The organism is Peribacillus sp. Bi134 (assembly GCF_918698065.1).
GTDB lineage: Bacteria > Bacillota > Bacilli > Bacillales > DSM-1321 > Peribacillus.
Genome location: NZ_CAKKLN010000008.1, coordinates 335,860 through 353,273 on the forward strand (window position 1 = coordinate 335,860; position 17,414 = coordinate 353,273).

Here is a 17,414-nt window from a genome sequence, read left to right on the forward strand (position 1 = left end):
TTGCAGAAAAAATGGCTCACCCTATAAATAGGAGGTGTCTAAAACATGGACCAATTTGAAAAAGCCTATGAATCATATAAACAGCAGGGAACACCGCAAGCAAACCAACCTGATTCAGCAGGAAAAGAAGAAATCATCGCCGTAAGGAAAAATGAAGAGGACAATATTATCGCCATCAAGACGAACTCCGGCCGCGAACTCGACTACCCCACAGCCCTTGCGGAAGCAAAGGCGGGCAACCTGGCCAATGTTGACGTCTTTCATAAATATGGACGTGACATATTGCGGAGTGAGCCCGATGGGATAAAGGAAAATAACCTGGATCAACTGCCGGAGTTTTGAAATTTCGGGGAGACTGCCTGATATGGGCAGTTTTTTTCTGTCTGGATGAGCTAAAAAAGAACCAGCATGATTAGCCGGATCTTATTTTTCGTAAGGATAGGATTCAGAGATTTCGAGCAGTCGGCCGCAGGACTCGACAACCTCGATGATTTCCATCCATGACATGTCCAGACCCAGTTCATTAGCATGGGAAATCTTATCCCGTAATTTCCGGATGGCATTCGCATCCTTCTTCCCTTTACTTTTCGAAGGGATTTGGAAGAAGCACCTCAATTCCTTATCTTTATGTATGATATCGAATTTATCACTGATTTGCAGGCACTCTATTATATTGATATCCTCATTTTTATCGATTCTCCTTCTATATAATTCGGTTGCCTTTTCTAAACGGTCTTCGCTGATCATTGGATACCAGCTGCCATCGCCGAATCTATCCAGGATGATATCGCTCATCCTCATTTCCAATAAGGTAATATATCCGAATATCAGCATCCTGATCGGAGGCTTTTGAAGGTCGGCATGGGTAATCAGCATTTTAATTGAATTATTCTCCAAGACGAACACCCTTGTTTTATTCTTGAAAATATGGAGAAGCTGGATCAAAGGAGTTGAATCCGAAACCATTTCCCTTGGTGAAAAGTTTCTCATATATTCAGAAATACTTCCTTCACCTAGTTCGTCCCTTTCGATATACCCGATGATTTCCCCTTGATCTTGGACAGCCAATATATCAAAATTCTTTTTCTCCAATGCTTTCTGAATATCCAGCGCCTGATCATTTTTATGGCAAAACTCAAGCTCCTGGGCAATGCTCTTAACCGTTATATTTTCTTCATAAAGAGTTTTAAGACTAAGATAGCTGCTATTGCTTTTTCTTTCGCTTCCATTTAACATCTTTCAACCTCCGCTCAGGAACACTTTCTGCCCGTTTTCCGCTTTAATCATGGAAATGCATGCGGCCCCCACAAATAAAGTCCACTGCAGTGGACTCAATCCCAATCATGTGAATCTAATTTTTTGACACATTAATCAAATGACATCAACTGCATTGCCTACCGCCGTTTCCTCATTCTCCTTTTCTTCCCAACCCTTACAAACATCCACCCACTCCTTCGCACCTGAATATTCAAACAATTCAGCGAGTGTAAGTTCTATTGCAGAGTTCGCACTGCCGCAAGCCGGGAACAATGACTCGAAGCGCTTCATCGATACATCAAGAAAAACAGCTAAATCGTTTGCCAGACCAAACGGGCAAACGCCTCCGATTGCATGGCCGGTCTGTGCAAGCACTTCTTCAGGCGAAAGCATTCGTGCCTTGAAGCCGAATGACTGACGAAATTTCTTATTATCCACTTTAGCGTCCCCTGCGGCAACTACCAAAATCGCGTGTTCACCTTCCCCTTTAAAGGAAAGAGTCTTAGCAATCCGCGCTGGGATAACACCGATGGTTTCCGCTGCCTCAATCACCGTAGCACTCGATGTTTCGAACTCCTTTACGTCGCCTTCCCGATTCCATTGTTTAAAATGGCTTTTAACACTCTCGATCGACATTTTATATTCACTCCTTTGACGTACATATTGAAATAATATCATCCTTCATTGCAATAAATCAAAATCCTATTGTGCCACTTCTACTGCTTGGAAACTAATAAATTAAAACCATTCTTTACAAATTGACGAAACAAGCGTACATGGGATACTATTAATAATCGGGTAAACGCCTACACGTGGTTCGTAACCATCCCACGATAAAAAACTAGGGAGAGAGTAAAATGAATGTTCGTACACTCGTGATAAACGGGTTATTGGCTGCCTTGTATGTGGCGGTCTCATTGGTGTTTAAACCAATAGCTTTTGAGATGTTCCAATTCCGTGTACCGGAAATGTTGAATCATCTGATTGTATTCAATAAAAAGTATATCTACGGTATCGTTGGCGGGGTCTTCATATCGAATCTGCTCTTTTCGCCGATGGTGCCATATGATTTGATTTTTGGGGTGGGGCAATCCCTGCTCGCCTTATTGCTTGTCATTTATATTTCTCGTTTCATAAAAGGCATTAAAGGACGGATGATCGCCACGATTATCTTTTTCACGTTCACAATGTTTTTAATTGCAATTGAACTGAACCTTGCCTTTGGCTTGCCATTCTGGCTAAGCTGGATGACTACAGCTGTCGGTGAGTTCGTCGTCCTCCTGATCGGAGCGCCAATCATTTATGGAATGAACAAAAGAATTCAGTTTGAAAAGTGGCTTTAAAAGGAATCTTCGCGCCGTTAGGCCACTATAATGGAAAAGAGCTGTCTGCATGATGCGGCAGCTCTTTTTTTTCACCAATGAACTCGAAAATGATAAACTATTAGTAAGAATGGTGGTGGCCCTTTGAAAAAAGTCCTGACCATATTAGGTCTACTTGTAATCGCAATATTTATATACTCTAATGCTGAGCTGTTCACTTTGGTTTGGAAAAGTGACCTGGATTCTGTTATTGGTATATTGAAGGAAAACCTTCTGCTTACATTTATTGTGACATTCGTATTGATGTTTGTACAAAATTCTTTTACAATCATCCCCTTAATTTTGCTCCTGACTATCAATGTCACGATATTCGGATTCATATATGGCTATCTATGGAGTTGGTTTACAAGTGTTGTTGCCTCAGGATTCATTTTTTATGCAGCAAGAAACTGGTTTCAGGAGCTTCTCTTAAAGAAGATTGGTGAAAAATGGCAGGAAACCGTTGTGGAGCATGGCTTCATGTACGTTTTTACAGGAAGGATTTTCCCGCTTATCCCAACAAGCTTAATTAACTTGGCAGCTGGAGTCAGCACTGTCACGTTCAAGGATTTTTTATTAGCGACGGCGCTTGGCAACCTTATATACTTTTTCTTCCTATCGCTGATTCCCTATGGACTGCTATCTGTTGAAATGAACCAATATACGCTAGCTGCACTCGCACTCCTCTTCTTACTATTTTTCATTATCTATAAGCGTGCAAAAAAGAAAAAGAAACTTACCTTCTTCAGAAAAAACAGGTGACCACATTGGCCCCTGTTTTTTTATTTAGGATTCTGCATATATTTTTTTTCGATAGTTTGTTAAAATGTGTATGTAATTTTACCTTTGAAATGTCTAAAATCAGGGAGAATCTCCATGTCCAAACGCTCCATCTTAGCAATATATATCCTATCCGGGATTCTTACATTAGTCGTATTCGACTATTTTTTAACTACAAATATCCAAAACAAGGAAGTCTTCGTTCAACTGCAAAGAGTGGAAGGCTTTGTTTTCCTTTTATCAATAGGCTTGGTCTTATATCTTTATTTAGCTAAAAGGGAAGAATTCAAACGATTAAAAGAGGCGGAACAACGTCGGCGTACACTCATCAATTCGATGGTTGATTTCGTTAACTTCAAGGATGGTGATGGCCGATGGCTTGAATCCAATACCTTCGGGCTGCAATTATTTCAATTGGAGCATGTAGATTATAAAGGAAAAAGAGACAGTGAGCTCGCCGAATACTCCGAATTTTATAAAGAGTCGTTGATCTACTGTGAAGTTTCCGATGAAGAAACGTGGGTAAAAGGGGAAATCACACGGTGTGAGGAAATCATCCCTCTTCCCGATGGCAATCACAAGACCTTTGATACGATTAAAGTTCCCCTGTTCAATGAGGATGGTTCACGAAAAGGCTTAGTCGTCATTGGCAGGGATATTTCTGAAAGGGTTGTCGCGGAGAATCAATTATTCGAAAGTGAACAACGCTATAAATCATTGTTTGAACACAACCCATATCCGATGCTGATGCTTGATTTAAACGGAATGATCACGACGGTGAATCCTAGATTTGAAACGGTAACAGGCTTTCAACAGGAAGAAATACATGGAGCCTCATTCATTAATTTGAACTTCTCAGCAGAAGACGCGGAATTGATCCGTACATCTTGCCAATATGTCATGGAAAACCATAAGGGAATCAAAAAAGGTAAAGATATAGAATTCCTGACGAAGTACGGGAATTCCATCTTACTTTCTTGTACGTTTGTCCCGATGATGGTTGGCGAGGATTTAGTCGGAATCATTACTTATGCTAAAGAGGTCACTCAAATCCGGGAAACCGAAGCCCGCTTAAGAAGAACCGAAAAATTATCGATAGTCGGCGAACTTGCCGCAAGTGTGGCCCACGAGGTACGAAACCCGTTGACTTCTTTAAAAGGTTTCGTCCAGCTGCTTAAAAAGAGCGACCATCCCTATGAACAATACTACACAATCATGTTAAGTGAGTTGGACCGAATCAATCTTATTGTAAGTGAGTTACTCGTTCTGGCGAAACCACAGGAACTTCCATTCAGCAAACATCAAATCATCGACCTGATGAATGATGTCAAAACCTTGTTGAAACCAGAGGCGGACTCGTACCCCACCCAAATATCAATATCTGTTAAAAACGAAATACCGCTTCTTTTATGTGAGGGAAACCAATTAAAACAAGTTTTCATAAACATGCTCAAAAATTCAATGGAGGCATCCGCCGATCACATTTGGATTGATTTCGAACGCATGGATAATAACCTTTCCATCACCATCAAAGATAATGGAAGCGGAATTGAAAAAAACCGGATAAAGCATCTCGGAGAACCTTTCTATTCTTCTAAAGAAAAAGGAACCGGATTAGGACTGACAGTCAGTTGCCGAATCATCGAAGCGCATCGGGGAAAGGTCCGCTTTAACAGCGAACTAAACTATGGAACCGAGATCCAAATCATTTTGCCCATAAAATTTTGAATCCGAGGACAAGCCTAAACCTTGTCCTTTTTTGCAGGATTCAGAACGATTCTATTTAAACAGGGAGGTGAAGAAATCCTTTATATTCCCAAAGAATGACACAGTCTCGACAGGCTGTATCACATTAACCTGGCCTTCTGTATCTTTCGATGTATCGCTCACATTCTTGCCAGCCGTACTCATTTGTACAGCCTCAACTTCCTCCGCCTCTTTTGTTTTGACATCATCCACGGTTTCTTCCTCATCCATCTCCACATCCATATCCTTTTCGAAAACAAGGACGTAAGTACGGCGCTCCCCATCCTTTGAAACGGTAACGGATATGGCCGTCTTCGCTTTATCATTGATCTTCACTTGTTTACTGCTCTCACCGTCATATTCAATCGTTGCTCCGCTGGCATTTGTCGTTGCATCCATTTCGACTGAAGAAATATCATTATCGACCTCGATATGATAGGTATGCTCATTAGATTCAAAAGTTTTGTTCCATACTCCGGTTGATACTGTCAGATTGTTTAACACTGGTGCATTATTGCCTTCCTCGCCTAAAGAATCTGCTGACGCTGCCTTCTCTATAGAATCCGTTTTCAGTTTTTGTGTTGAATTACTTTCAATTTGCTGTGCTTTCGGCACTTGGCTGACACCACTGCTTAGTTTTAGATTATTGGAGGATTCCTCGGATGTTAAAGGTGATTTATTCCCCTTATCCGAGGATTCTGTTGATGTTAAAGATGATTTATTCCCATTATCCGAGGAAGGTTGAGCATTACTTGTTTCTGTGGATGGCTCCTTTTGAACTTCACTCTCTTTAGGAGCATCTTTCGATTCGGTTACCTTGGCTGCAGCCCGTGTAGTCGTTAGCGTATAGGTTTTTTCATCTCCATTTTCAGCTGTAACGATAATCTTCACCGTTGTCTTACCGACTGGAAGTGTGACCTTTACACCGGCATTGGTAGCATCCTTTCCATTCACCTTTACAATTGCGGTACTGTCACTCAATGTTGGAGTTACCGTAACGGACTGGACTTCATTTTCAACTGAAGCATTATAAGCTGTCACTTTAGAATCGAATGTTAATGAGCCTTTTGATAATCCAATCGATGTTAAAAGGTTATCATCACTTTCAAGTTTTTCGACCTTGAGAGTATACGCAACCGTTTCATTTTCCCCATCGCTGACGGTGATTTTAAACGTGTTCATGCCAGTTTGAAGAGTTATATCCTTCACTTTACCATCTGTCATTTTTACACCATTCACGTATATGCCTGCATTCTCGTTAGGACTTGCTGCAAGCAATGTGATCTTTTCCACATCATTCCCCACTGCCGAACTATAATCGTGTACATCTTCCGAAAATTTTTGATCCAGTTCTATCCCTTCTATTTCTAGCTTTGAAAGACTATTTACCGTTTGTGCCTCTTCCTGAATGACAGACGCGCCTTCCGCAGCCCATGCCTCGGGCATATAAGTGGATGTTCCCATCCCTACAAGAGAACCAACCAAGATCACCTTCACGCTTTTTTCTTTTAACCCCTTCTTTAGCAAAGCCTATCCCTCCTATAATTCCTGCAAACATGATAGGGCCAGGTTACCAAAGGAACCTTAATTATTTCTTAATGGATTTTTTCGGAGGATACCTATTGATTCTTTGGTGCAAAGCGGAATCCCCAACCAATACTATGGTTATAATGGATGGAGGGAGGCAGGTCATCTAACCATATTGTTATCACCTTTCTAGCGAACCTCTTAAACTGCCTTTAGATAACTAATTTATTTTCACTGTTTTTTCACATTTTCCTTTTATAATAAACTTACATAATCTGATGAAAGGATGATGGCACACCAAGATGAAAAAATATTTTTGGCTGATAGTCAGCCTGTTCGTTTTGCTTTTAAACCCGGCAATGGCTTTTGGTCATGCTACAATAATAAGCTCTAATCCTAGCCCGAATGAAGCAATGGATGCTCTTCCTGAAAAAATCAGCATTCAATTCAGTGAGAATATCCAGCCAGCTTTCCATTCGCTTGAGGTATTCAGCCAAGATGGGGACAAAATTCAAATCCAAGACAGTGCAATCTCGGAACAAAGTGAAAAAGTACTGGAAGCTAAGTGGAAGGACACTATCGATGAAGGGATTTACTACATTAAATGGAGAGTGGTTTCGAGTGATGGCCATCCCATCGAAGGAACAATACCCTTTCAATTCGGAGATTCAGCTGGTCTTTCAGGCCAAGAAAATTCCGAAGTGAATGCAAGTTTTCCGAATTCCATCAATGTAATCCTGCAAAGTCTTCAATACATATGCTTCGCTGCCCTAACCGGAATCCTTTTTTTCAGATTATCGTTAATGAAGGATTCTCGACTTTTTGAAGCTAGCAGAAGAACTCGTCTATACCTTTGGAGTTCATATGCAGGTTTAGCATTTTCCATCTTCTGCAGTCTGCCTTTAAAAGTTACGCTTGATGCTGGCGTAGGTTGGACTGATGCATTTAAAGTTAGTTATATAAAAGAAGTATTGAATGCTACAAACTTTGGATCGGTCTGGATCATTGAAATTCTAATATTGCTGCTTCTATTTTTAGTGATTTATTTCATGCTCGAGAACACCCTGAATAAATCACTACCTTACCTTTCTTTCATCATAATTGCCTGCTTGATGATTTGTAAGGCTTTAACTGGACATACAGCAGCCGTTCCTAATCAGGTCCTGGCCGTTTTGATGGATTTCCTTCATTTATTGTCCATGGCTTTATGGCTCGGCGGCATTATGGCCTTATTGGTAATTTTGCCTGGGCTAGCCAATGGTCAGGCAGTCCAAGAAGATAAGAGAACGTTTTACTGGTCGATCATTTCCAGGTTTTCCAAATGGTCATTTCTGTTTGTAATCATACTGATTGTCAGTGGGATATATAGCAGTTTACAGCATGTACCGACTATCCATTCATTGTTTAACACAACATATGGCCAATTGTTACTAGCGAAAATCGGTCTCATGTTAGTCATGATCGTTTTAGGAGGCTTTCATTTTCTCCGAGGGAAAAAGCAAACGAAAAAACTTGGTTATAGTGTGGGAATGGAGTTTGGTTTAGGGATCGTCATACTTGTCGTTGCAGCTCTATTGACAAATGTCCAAACTGCCATGTCTTCTCCCGGGCCCATTGAAAAGACGTTACTGACTGAAGAAAATAATGAGGTTACATTAATGGTGACCCCCAATGAAGTAGGGGATAACCTGATTCAAGTAAACCTTTCCAATGAAGGCAAGCCAATTGCTGAAATAGAGCAGCTTACAATCACAATGCAGTCATTGGATACGCCAAATGGTGAAATAAAGCTGCAGATGAAGGAGAAAAACACAGGTACATTTACATCAAAGTCTATATTAACCATGCCAGGAAAGTGGAGTATCCATGTTCACGGATTAACTGAAAGCCTGGATTCAATCAATGCTGATTTTATAATTTTCATAGGAAATTCATAACTGGAGGAATTAATACTAATGAAAAGCATTTCAAAGCTTCTTATTTTTACATTTACTGCACTATTCATTTTTTCCGGTTCAGCGTATGCTCATGTTACAGTCAAGCCTAGTTCATCTGCCCCTGAGGCGTGGGAAACCTATACACTTAAAGTACCCGTCGAAAAAGAAGCTGCCACTACAAAGGTGACTTTAAAAGTTCCTGAAGGGGTTACTTTTGAGAGCTATCAACCTGTACCGGGATGGAAAGTAACTACAGAAGGTGACAAAGATGGGCATGTAAAAACGGTAACTTGGGCAGCAACTGATGAAGGTATCGGAGCAGGACAATTCCAGCAATTCTCTTTCGTAGCACAAAATCCTAAAGAAGAAACGAAAGTTGCCTGGGATGCATTTCAATATTACGAAGATGGTGAAATTGTTGAATGGAGCGGTGAAGAAGGCTCAGACCTACCGCATTCTGTAACGGAAATTACGGTTGTGCCTAATGATAGTGCAGAACCAGCGGACCATGGTCACAAAGATGAAGCTGACACTAATGATTCCACGACAACTGACAATTCAAAGGAGTCAGCAACAACAGAAGATGATAGCAACCAAACGCTGATCATCACCCTGGCTGTCATATCACTAATTCTTTCCATTGTAGCGCTTTTAGCAGCTCTAAGGAAAAATAAAAAATAATCATTGGAAGGGTGCCCCAATTTCTTGAGGCACCTTTTTCTTTTCTAATATTCCATGACAACCGATTTACTCGGTAACTTAAGGTTCTCTGATTCTATCGTAATCTTAATCGATTTTTCAGCTCTTTGGTCCGTTATCGTTAAGTTAAGCAATCCATTTCCCTGTGCTTTTTTGCTTATTCCCAGATCTTCCGTACTTTTCACCAGCTGTGCATATAATTCCGCTTCAGTTAAATTGCGCTCAAATTCCTTTTCAGCAATCACTTTCAAGAGAGCTGCTGCACCGCTTACATGGGGCGTAGCCATTGACGTTCCGCTCAACCTCGCATATTTATTGCCTGGATACGTAGAGAGAATATCAACCCCTGGCGCCACCAAGTCAATTTCATCATTTGTATTTGAAAAATCCGCTAAATTTCTGCTTAAATCCACAGCTCCGACTTCCACTACCTCGGGATATGCTCCTGGATAATCCAATTCATCCGTTTCATGACGCCCATCACCGCTATTTCCGGCTGCACAAACTACAAGGATATCGTTCTGAAGGGCCTTTTGAATGAGTTTGTGTTCAGTCTCATCCGGAGGTCCGCCAAGTGAAAGTGAAATAACCGAAACCTTTTCTTCATTAGGTCCCCGCCAATTGATTGCATACTCTAGAGCCCCATTAATCCAATCTATATCGCCTTGTCCTTGACCATTTAGGGCCTTTAACGCTAATATGCTTGCTTTCGGAGCCACTCCCACTACACCGGCATTATTAATGGCAGCTACAACCGTACCGCTAACATGTGTCCCATGTCCGTTATCATCTTGATAATCCCCGGTATTGGTAAAATCCTTCCCGCCAATGATTCTTTCCTTGAGGTCTGGATGTCCCTTGTCAATGCCTGTATCGATGACGGCAACTACCACGCCCTCACCATAATTGCTTTTTTCCCAAATCGCCGGTGCTTTCACAAGCTCGACACCCTCAGGAATCTTCTCTTTCACCGTTTCCATTACTTCTAGAACTTTGTAAGGTATTAATCTTTTTTCTCTTGTCATTTGATTACCCCTTCCTTCGTTCAATAAGTTAAACTGCCATCAGTGTGGGGATTTTCATCCCGTCTGGTTGCCGTCTACCGTTGAAAGAGATGAGATCAAAAAACTCTTCTCTCTTATATATACCAGATTTATGAAAATAAAAAAGAAGTTTTCGGAAAATTCCGTCTAAATAACTAGTTTTTATTTCTTTTTATGTTATTATCTGGTACTACCATTATAGAACAAACGTTCGATAAATACCACATTTTTTTATTCATTATTCAGTTTTTTTGCAAGCATGCGCTTTTCCAATTAAAAAAGAAGCGACTCCGAATCGAGTCAGCTTCCAAAATGTTAAGCTGCACCGCAGCATTTTTTGTATTTTTTCCCGCTTCCGCATGGACAAGGCTCATTTCTGCCAATGACTGGTTCTGCATGAACATGCGGCATTTTAGCTGCCTTAGCACTTTCCGTGATAATTTGCGTGCCTTTTTCCTTCATTTGCTGATACCGCTGTTTAAATAATTCCATTACATCTTTACTGTACTTCAGCGTATCTTCCGCGATATCCATCGCCTTTTGCTTGGAAATATTATAATCCTCCAGGACAAATTGATTATCCCCGAAAGAAACCCTCACTCCAAAATGCTGTCCCGCCTGTTTATTGCCTTTAAGCTCCTCAACGAATTCAAGGTATACTTCCTGGCAATCACAAGTTTGATGCATGCAATAATAATCATATATCCAATACGATTTATCTTCGTACTTACTCTTTAAGGCAATGCCATCCTCAACGCCAAATACATCCAAATATTTTATCGCTTTTCCATCGAGTATCTCAAATGGATCAATCGTTCTCATCTATAGACACATCCTAATTCATCAAAATTTATTCTTCCTATGTATTGTACAACCTAATTCATCAATCGTCACTTGAAACGAAGCTTGGCAAAGCCAAATCCCCTTCATTAAATGCAGATTTAAGGAAGCCTTATTGAAGGCAATAAAAAAGCTGCATCAGTATCTATAAACTGATGCAGCTCCCTCAATCTTTCATCCGATCCATGTGGTCAATTCATCAATCGATGTTCTCTTGGCAGGTTTCGGCTCCATGTCAGGATAACCCAAGTATATGAAAGCCAATACCTCTCCCTTAGAGGATAAATTGAAAAATTCACGGACCTTTTCATGATACGTTATTTTCCCCGTTCTCCATACTGCTCCCAGACCTAGAGAATGTGCTGCAAGAAGCATATTCTGGATGGCACTGTTCACTGCCGCATATTCTTCTGTCACAAGGACATTATTCTTATCACTAGGCTCTATGCCCACTGCGATGATGACTGGAGCCCTTAATGGATTCTTTTTTTGCCGTTCGAGCTTGCTGATTAAATTTTCAGGGGTATCATCAGCATTTTCAATTCTTGTGATTTCTTCGAATACCTGGCCAAGTTTATTTCTTCCTTCTCCAGTCAATACAAAAAAACGCCAAGGTTCCGTTCGATGATGATTGGGTGCATACGTTCCGGCTTCGATGATTTGCTCGATCATTTCCTTAGGTACCGGATCTTGCTTTACGATTCCAATGCTTCGTCTCGTTTTTATAGCTTCGATAGTTTCCATTTTATCTCCCCTTATCCCTTTATCTCTAATAGTTTCTGTTTCAGCTCATTTTCCATTGATGCCAATTCCTGTTCGGCTTGCCGGCGTTTATGCCTGCCTTCTTCTTGAATCCGCATTGTTTCCTCAAGCGTGGAAATCAAGTTAGCTTGAGTTTTCTTTAATGTTTCGATATCGACAAGTCCGCGCTCATTTTCTTTAGCCGTTTCAATGGTATTCGTTTTCAGCATCTCGGAGTTCTTCAATAACAAGTCATTCGTAGTCTTGGAAACCTGTTTTTGTGCTTCTACAGCATGCCTTTGCCTGATTAGGGTCAGTGCAATCGCAACCTGATTCTTCCAAAGGGGAATCGCGGTCATGATCGAAGATTGGATTTTCTCGACTAGTGCCTGATTCGTGTTTTGGATCAGCCTGATTTGCGGTGCGCTTTGAATCGTGATTTCACGACTCAATTTCAAATCATGAAGCCTTTTATCCAACCGTTCAGCAAATTGCAGCATATCATTGACCTCTTGAAACTTCATTTGATCATTGCTTGATTCAGCGGACTTCCTTAGCTCCGGAATCGTTTTCCCATGAATTTCTTCTAGTTTGATTTCCCCAGCTGCAATATAGACATTCAATGCCTGAAAGTAATCCTTATTCGTTTCATATAGCTTTTCAAGAATTACGATATCCGATAACAGGATATTCTTGCTCCGATCGAGTTTCACACTGATACGATCAATTTGGGCCCCTGTTTTTTGATACTTGGATAGTACCTCCTGTACAGATCCCGAGAGCTTCCCGAACATACGCGCAAAGAATGATGGCTTATCCGGTTTTAGCTCATCCGGGCTCAGCTCGTTTAACTTTTTCATTAAATCACTGATAATGTTGCCCACTTCACCCACATCTTTTTTCTGGACATGCTCAAGCATCGAATTAGAAAAGGTCAGGAGCTTTGATTGGGCGGGTGTACCATAGGAAATCATTGCCTGATGATTCGTTGGGTCGATTTGTTCGGCAAGCTGATAAGCCTTTGCCCTGTTCTCTTCAGGGATGACATCAATCAGCTTAACCGGTTTCGCTTCCTGTGAAGATGCTTTCTCCACCTCCTGCACCCCATCAAATGGATTGGCTAAAAGATCATCGATCAAACTGGCATCGTTCGTTTTATTCAACAGGTTTGGATCATTGTTATTCATTTTAACCTCCTGCTTTCATCAATTACTTGTGACTCTTTTCTCGTTTTAATGGATTGCTTAGCAACATCCAATTCGAAGTTAAGGTTATCGATATCATCCGCAATCACTTTATATAAATCCTTTTCTATCGTATTAGTGAGTTCCTTTAATGTTTTACGAGTCTCAGTTAAGGAGAGTTCGAGTTCCCTATTCTTTTTTGGCTGCTGTGCTAAAAAAACATACTTCTCCGCAAGCTCCATGGCGGAATCCAGATGCGAGTAATAAAATTGTTCCGCCTGGTAAAATCGCTTCGGTTCTTTTTTCGTCAGACTGTATATTTTCCTGATCATTTTAATCATATCTTTCCTCTGTTTGAAAGAGGAGATATGCCTGACCGAGATTAGTGCTTTTTGCACCCGCCAAATCTTTGGTTTTGCTTCAGTTAAATTTTTCTTTATATATTGATATTCTTTTCTCGTCAATTCATGTTTTTTGAGGTATCTGGATGAAAAATATACGGAACTTAGCCAGTATGCAAGCACCCCTCCTGCTAAAGATATGACAACGGACAGGGCAAACGGTTGATTCAATACAAAATAGCTAATTATCCAAACCGGCAAAACCATTGGAAATGCAATCAATATCGGAACAAAATCAGCAAGAAATCGATTCATAATCATTACACTCCTGACTTACACTCTTTTCTTTATATACGGATTATCCTTGGAATTGGTTTCAAGTTGGATAAAAGAATTTCTCCTCCCCTAAACGATATAGGAACCGGATGGTTTCTGCAAATTTATTGAAATTTTTTCTGTAAATTACCCCTTCTTCCCGCTAATATGGGCTAACGCCTAGTCACTTCACCGGAACTGACATAAGTTATAGGGTATCCATCCTGATTTTAAAAAGGAGAGTTGACCATGAATTCATACGGATTTTATCCTTATCCACAACAAAATGGAAATCATCAGTACTTTGAACCAAATTTTAACCCATACTTCCAACAGCCTGAACGATTTGATTATATGCCACAGCAAGATTGGAACTTTCAGCAGGTACAAGAAAATCCATATAGCCAGGTGCCAGACCAATTCGATATTGAAAGGCAGCCTCAACAACTTGAAAGAAGAATCCGGGAACTTGAGCGTCAAAACGAGCGTCAAACGAGGGAACTCAATCGGCAGAACCAAGAAATCACGCGGATAAATCGTGAAGTGAACCGCATTAACCAGGAAATCACAAGGCTAAGTCAAGCGGATCAGCGACATACGAATAGGTTAAACAGACTGAATCAAAGACTTCGGGCAGTGGAAAGAAACCTTAACATCCCCTTCACCGCGACAGATGATGGTTTTTAAAGATAGCAGGAGCTCATTATGGGCTCCCGCTTTTTTATTTTTCCATGCTTTTATCGAAGGCCTGGTAGTCAGTTCATGAAATTTAATCAAACGATTGATTAAATCTTTAAAGATCCGCTAAACCTTTGTCCGCGTTACTTAAACTCTTAAAAGAATACCTTTTCGTTTACAGTCATGTTTTCGCTGCCTTAAATGTTATTCCTGCTATCTTCTTTAAAAAAGCAGTTACAATTACTTTTGCACCGAATAAAAAGAAAATAGGAGTCAGATTCCCGCGCCCAATCCCTTAAATCGTTTAATAAGAAAAAACAAAAAAAACGGAAGTCATCCTCCGTTTTTTTCCCTTTACAACATTAACCGTTTCAACTTTTCGTTTCTTGATTCCTGTTCCTCCTGGGTAGACAAGTCATACTTCTTCAATAGATGAAAAAGTTCATTCAATGTTTCCTGCGAATTCCCTTTTTCCAGATATCGATCTAATGTTTGACTTATTTCGCTTGGTAAAAATGCCTTTTGACTTTCAAATTTCAGCCTGACATCTTGCTGCGAATGATTAAGATTGCATGCACCCATTTAAATTCACCTCTTACTTATCTTGATTCTATCTTGTATTATAGTCATTACCTTGTCAATTCTTCATCCTGCTTATAGTAGTCCTCGACCTTGATGAACTCCGGCGAGGTATGTGTGGCCATGATGCCATGATAACTGATATCCAATCCGAGTTCTTCTTCTTCTTCAGTGGATCTGATAGGCAGCCAAACATTTATAATTTTAAAAACGAACCATGTCAATGTAAAGCCCCAGATGCATAACACCACTAATCCTAATGTTTGAACTCCGAGCAAATGCCATCCCCCACCGGCGAACAATCCGTTTTCAGTGGAGAAAAGCCCTACCGCTATCGTACCCCACATCCCTGATGCCGCATGAACAGGAAAGGCGCCAACCGGATCATCGATTTTTCGGGTTTCCAGCCAATTGGTCGCAGCTAACATCAACATTCCAGAAACTGCTCCAATCAACAATGCCGAAAGATCACTAACGAATGCACAGCCAGCCGTAATCCCGACAAGACCTGCAAGTGATCCATTGATGACGGAAGGTGCATCCGAGCGTCCATATCTAAAAAGTGTATAAAGCAAGGTCGCCGCTCCCCCTGATGCAGCTGAAAGCATCGTGACAATTGCAATATGGCCAATGCGTCCATCAGTAGCTTGCAAGGTGCTTCCAGCATTAAACCCAAACCAGCCAAACCATAAAAGAAATGCCCCAACAGATGCCAGTGGGAGATTGCTCGGCAGTGAAATGGAGCTAGTCCCCCGTGAAGTGAATTTTCCTGCTCTCGGCCCGATTACAATGGCGGCCGCAAGTGCAGAAAAACCGCCTAGTGCATGTATGACTGCTGACCCTGCGAAGTCCTGCATGCCCAACACGCTTAACCAGCCACCACCCCATACCCAGTGACCGGCAATCGGATAGATGAATGCCGTCATCATTACGACAAAAATAAGATACGCCCGAAAATTGATCCTTTCTGCAACGGCTCCCGAAACGATGGAAACGACCGCGATGACGAATGCCCCTTGAAATAACCAAAATGCGTCGATGGAAATCGTAAGGTCTATATGCGACAAATCACCTTTCAGCAGAAAGCCGCTTGCTCCAATAATTCCAAATACATCCGCTCCATACATTAAGCCAAAACCAACGACGAAATAGCAAAGCGTTCCAATCGTAATATCGGCAAAAACCTTCATGATGATGTTCACATTATTCTTCGTACGGACGAACCCTGCCTCCAATAAAGCAAACCCGCCCTCCATCAATAGAATCATGGCTGCTGTCAGAACCACCCAAATCGTATCCAAGCCAGCGTTTAACGTTTCTAGAGTCATCTTGGGGTTCCCTCCGCTTTCTGCCAGGCCATTATTTCTTTAATGATGTCTGATGGTAAATTAATTTCCCGTTTTTCCGGTTCAGCTTCAAGTAAACCGATCATCTCATTTAAAAAAGCGACCTTCTGTTTTGTTTTCTCGATTTGTTTATATCTATCTTTAACATTCACCAAATGCTCAACGGCCTGGTGATGACTTGGAGCACGCCCTGTAAAAAAACGTTTAAATGGTGATAGGGATTGATACCAAGCTTCCTCAGCTCTTCGTTTTTGCTCATATTTATGAATTTTACCTTTAATCGATTCAATTTCCGACTCTTGGTTGCTTTTATGGAATAGCAGTCCTTTTACAACTTCTTCAGATGAAATTTCAAAAACAACTCTACTATATAAATCATCATGAATATAAATGTCATATCACCTCACGTAGTCACGTTATATTTTCTAATTATATTAATAATTCTGAATTCAGTCAATAATTAAGAAATAAAAACCACTTTGCGTAATGAATGATATTAACCTCACTTTTGCCTGTTGTCCTTCATTAATCAAACGTTTGATTAATGGACTGAGATAGTTAACTCATCCAGATAAATATTGGAAGGTATAGATAATCATTTTTTTCTTACTCTAAACAAGAAGATATAAACTAGGGAGGTCCTATATATGACAGTAATAAACGATGTCAAAACAACATTAGCCGGGCTGAAAAGTGCTCAAGCGAGCTTTGAAACCTTCGCCCTTTCAACAGATAATGAGCAAGCCAAACAACTGTACCAGCAAGCTGCCCAACAAACACAAACGATTGTGGACAGCATCACTCCTCGTATTGAAGAGATTCAAAATGAGGAACCTCAATATAAGCAATAATCATTCATATAAAAAAGGGTGGTTAAGGCAACCAGCCCTTTTTTATATCCATTCCTTTCTTTTCTATATCAAGCGTTTTTCCGTCCTTACCGGACTTATGGTGTATTGAATTGGCGGTAATGCAGCTATATCTGTTAGGGAACGGCACCAATATAATCAAATTGGCGAATCATTTATGTTAATACTTGG

At 40.7% G+C, this 17,414-nt stretch carries 19 protein-coding genes and 1 riboswitch; of the genes, 8 read left to right on the forward strand and 11 right to left on the reverse strand.

The genetic code is table 11. The features are described 5' to 3' along the window. The first annotated feature begins 45 nt into the window (after nt 1-45). Complete coding sequence (locus LQ188_RS19930) at nt 46-342, forward strand: DUF3892 domain-containing protein (protein WP_101224982.1); 297 nt, start codon at nt 46-48, stop codon at nt 340-342. Nucleotides 343-423: 81 nt separating this feature from the next. Here LQ188_RS19930 and LQ188_RS19935 read toward each other — a convergent pair whose 3' ends face one another. Further along, the gene (locus LQ188_RS19935; protein WP_230177931.1) at nt 424-1,236 is read right to left on the reverse strand and encodes a hypothetical protein; all 813 of its coding nucleotides are present in this window, start codon (nt 1,234-1,236) and stop codon (nt 424-426) included. A 135-nt stretch (nt 1,237-1,371) separates the two neighbouring features. Continuing rightward, nucleotides 1,372-1,893 carry a YbaK/EbsC family protein gene (locus tag LQ188_RS19940; RefSeq protein ID WP_230177932.1) on the reverse strand — a complete coding sequence of 174 codons (522 nt, stop codon included), beginning with the start codon at nt 1,891-1,893 and terminating at the stop codon, nt 1,372-1,374. Between the two features lie 170 nt (nt 1,894-2,063). Continuing rightward, nucleotides 2,064-2,108, forward strand: a riboswitch (PreQ1 riboswitch). Nucleotides 2,109-2,114: 6 nt separating this feature from the next. On the opposite strand from LQ188_RS19940, the gene LQ188_RS19945 reads away from it, so the two are divergent. The 3 genes from LQ188_RS19945 (at nt 2,115) to LQ188_RS19955 (ending at nt 5,126) form a co-directional block, all read left to right on the forward strand. Next, nucleotides 2,115-2,600: a QueT transporter family protein gene (locus tag LQ188_RS19945; RefSeq protein ID WP_101224985.1), complete on the forward strand. Its 486-nt coding sequence runs from the start codon at nt 2,115-2,117 to the stop codon at nt 2,598-2,600. A gap of 123 nt (nt 2,601-2,723) precedes the next feature. Next, entirely contained in the window at nt 2,724-3,380 is a 657-nt protein-coding gene (locus tag LQ188_RS19950; RefSeq protein WP_230177933.1) for a VTT domain-containing protein, read from the forward strand. A 114-nt stretch (nt 3,381-3,494) separates the two neighbouring features. Then, nucleotides 3,495-5,126, forward strand: coding sequence for a PAS domain-containing sensor histidine kinase (locus LQ188_RS19955; protein WP_230177935.1), 1,632 nt, complete (start codon nt 3,495-3,497; stop codon nt 5,124-5,126). A gap of 51 nt (nt 5,127-5,177) precedes the next feature. Here the strand turns inward: LQ188_RS19955 and LQ188_RS19960 are convergent, their stop codons facing one another. Continuing rightward, entirely contained in the window at nt 5,178-6,671 is a 1,494-nt protein-coding gene (locus LQ188_RS19960; protein ID WP_230177937.1) for a cadherin-like beta sandwich domain-containing protein, read from the reverse strand. A gap of 302 nt (nt 6,672-6,973) precedes the next feature. Here LQ188_RS19960 and LQ188_RS19965 point away from each other — a divergent pair, with 302 nt between their 5' ends. Further along, nucleotides 6,974-8,608 (forward strand): copper resistance protein CopC, encoded by a 1,635-nt coding sequence (locus tag LQ188_RS19965; RefSeq protein WP_230177939.1) that lies wholly within the window; start codon nt 6,974-6,976, stop codon nt 8,606-8,608. An 18-nt stretch (nt 8,609-8,626) separates the two neighbouring features. Then, entirely contained in the window at nt 8,627-9,289 is a 663-nt protein-coding gene (locus LQ188_RS19970; protein WP_101224990.1) for a DUF1775 domain-containing protein, read from the forward strand. Nucleotides 9,290-9,333: 44 nt separating this feature from the next. On the opposite strand, the gene LQ188_RS19975 is transcribed toward LQ188_RS19970, so the two are convergent. The 5 genes from LQ188_RS19975 to LQ188_RS19995 form a co-directional block, all read right to left on the reverse strand. Continuing rightward, entirely contained in the window at nt 9,334-10,332 is a 999-nt protein-coding gene (locus tag LQ188_RS19975; protein WP_101224991.1) for a S8 family peptidase, read from the reverse strand. 333 nt (nt 10,333-10,665) lie between these two features. Beyond that, nucleotides 10,666-11,172 carry an SEC-C metal-binding domain-containing protein gene (locus LQ188_RS19980; protein WP_034306044.1) on the reverse strand — a complete coding sequence of 169 codons (507 nt, stop codon included), beginning with the start codon at nt 11,170-11,172 and terminating at the stop codon, nt 10,666-10,668. Nucleotides 11,173-11,364: 192 nt separating this feature from the next. Then, nucleotides 11,365-11,934, reverse strand: coding sequence for a nitroreductase (locus LQ188_RS19985; RefSeq protein WP_101224992.1), 570 nt, complete (start codon nt 11,932-11,934; stop codon nt 11,365-11,367). Nucleotides 11,935-11,945: 11 nt separating this feature from the next. Beyond that, a complete protein-coding gene (locus LQ188_RS19990) occupies nt 11,946-13,118 on the reverse strand; it encodes a toxic anion resistance protein (protein ID WP_230177941.1) in 1,173 nt (390 codons plus the stop codon). Further along, nucleotides 13,115-13,771, reverse strand: coding sequence for a 5-bromo-4-chloroindolyl phosphate hydrolysis family protein (locus LQ188_RS19995; protein WP_101224994.1), 657 nt, complete (start codon nt 13,769-13,771; stop codon nt 13,115-13,117). Before LQ188_RS19995 ends, LQ188_RS19990 begins: the two co-directional genes overlap by 4 nt. Before the next feature lie 354 nt (nt 13,772-14,125). Here LQ188_RS19995 and LQ188_RS20000 point away from each other — a divergent pair, with 354 nt between their 5' ends. Next, nucleotides 14,126-14,458: a hypothetical protein gene (locus LQ188_RS20000; protein WP_034306570.1), complete on the forward strand. Its 333-nt coding sequence runs from the start codon at nt 14,126-14,128 to the stop codon at nt 14,456-14,458. 345 nt (nt 14,459-14,803) lie between these two features. Here the strand turns inward: LQ188_RS20000 and LQ188_RS20005 are convergent, their stop codons facing one another. Genes LQ188_RS20005 through LQ188_RS20015 form a run of 3 tightly spaced genes read right to left on the reverse strand, consistent with a single transcriptional unit; the run spans nt 14,804 to nt 16,529 of the window. Then, nucleotides 14,804-15,031 (reverse strand): group-specific protein, encoded by a 228-nt coding sequence (locus LQ188_RS20005; RefSeq protein ID WP_230177942.1) that lies wholly within the window; start codon nt 15,029-15,031, stop codon nt 14,804-14,806. 47 nt (nt 15,032-15,078) lie between these two features. After that, entirely contained in the window at nt 15,079-16,356 is a 1,278-nt protein-coding gene (locus LQ188_RS20010) for an ammonium transporter (protein WP_101224996.1), read from the reverse strand. Continuing rightward, nucleotides 16,353-16,529: a hypothetical protein gene (locus tag LQ188_RS20015; RefSeq protein WP_230177943.1), complete on the reverse strand. Its 177-nt coding sequence runs from the start codon at nt 16,527-16,529 to the stop codon at nt 16,353-16,355. The genes LQ188_RS20010 and LQ188_RS20015 overlap by 4 nt, the downstream gene beginning before the upstream one ends. A 492-nt stretch (nt 16,530-17,021) precedes the next feature. On the opposite strand from LQ188_RS20015, the gene LQ188_RS20020 reads away from it, so the two are divergent. Beyond that, nucleotides 17,022-17,225 (forward strand): DUF1657 domain-containing protein, encoded by a 204-nt coding sequence (locus LQ188_RS20020; protein ID WP_101224998.1) that lies wholly within the window; start codon nt 17,022-17,024, stop codon nt 17,223-17,225. The last annotated feature ends 189 nt before the right edge of the window (nt 17,226-17,414 follow it).

Excerpts from the sequence above, each read along its gene's own strand:
- LQ188_RS19930 (WP_101224982.1), top strand. The coding sequence starts at position 46 with ATGGACCAATTTGAAAAAGCCTATGAATCATATAAACAGCAGGGAACA.
- LQ188_RS19935 (WP_230177931.1), bottom strand. The coding sequence starts at position 1,236 with ATGTTAAATGGAAGCGAAAGAAAAAGCAATAGCAGCTATCTTAGTCTT.
- LQ188_RS19940 (WP_230177932.1), bottom strand. The coding sequence starts at position 1,893 with ATGTCGATCGAGAGTGTTAAAAGCCATTTTAAACAATGGAATCGGGAA.
- LQ188_RS19945 (WP_101224985.1), top strand. The coding sequence starts at position 2,115 with ATGAATGTTCGTACACTCGTGATAAACGGGTTATTGGCTGCCTTGTAT.
- LQ188_RS19955 (WP_230177935.1), top strand. The coding sequence starts at position 3,495 with ATGTCCAAACGCTCCATCTTAGCAATATATATCCTATCCGGGATTCTT.
- LQ188_RS19965 (WP_230177939.1), top strand. The coding sequence starts at position 6,974 with ATGAAAAAATATTTTTGGCTGATAGTCAGCCTGTTCGTTTTGCTTTTA.
- LQ188_RS19970 (WP_101224990.1), top strand. The coding sequence starts at position 8,627 with ATGAAAAGCATTTCAAAGCTTCTTATTTTTACATTTACTGCACTATTC.
- LQ188_RS19975 (WP_101224991.1), bottom strand. The coding sequence starts at position 10,332 with ATGACAAGAGAAAAAAGATTAATACCTTACAAAGTTCTAGAAGTAATG.
- LQ188_RS19980 (WP_034306044.1), bottom strand. The coding sequence starts at position 11,172 with ATGAGAACGATTGATCCATTTGAGATACTCGATGGAAAAGCGATAAAA.
- LQ188_RS19985 (WP_101224992.1), bottom strand. The coding sequence starts at position 11,934 with ATGGAAACTATCGAAGCTATAAAAACGAGACGAAGCATTGGAATCGTA.
- LQ188_RS19990 (WP_230177941.1), bottom strand. The coding sequence starts at position 13,118 with ATGAATAACAATGATCCAAACCTGTTGAATAAAACGAACGATGCCAGT.
- LQ188_RS19995 (WP_101224994.1), bottom strand. The coding sequence starts at position 13,771 with ATGAATCGATTTCTTGCTGATTTTGTTCCGATATTGATTGCATTTCCA.
- LQ188_RS20000 (WP_034306570.1), top strand. The coding sequence starts at position 14,126 with ATGCCACAGCAAGATTGGAACTTTCAGCAGGTACAAGAAAATCCATAT.
- LQ188_RS20005 (WP_230177942.1), bottom strand. The coding sequence starts at position 15,031 with ATGGGTGCATGCAATCTTAATCATTCGCAGCAAGATGTCAGGCTGAAA.
- LQ188_RS20010 (WP_101224996.1), bottom strand. The coding sequence starts at position 16,356 with ATGACTCTAGAAACGTTAAACGCTGGCTTGGATACGATTTGGGTGGTT.
- LQ188_RS20020 (WP_101224998.1), top strand. The coding sequence starts at position 17,022 with ATGACAGTAATAAACGATGTCAAAACAACATTAGCCGGGCTGAAAAGT.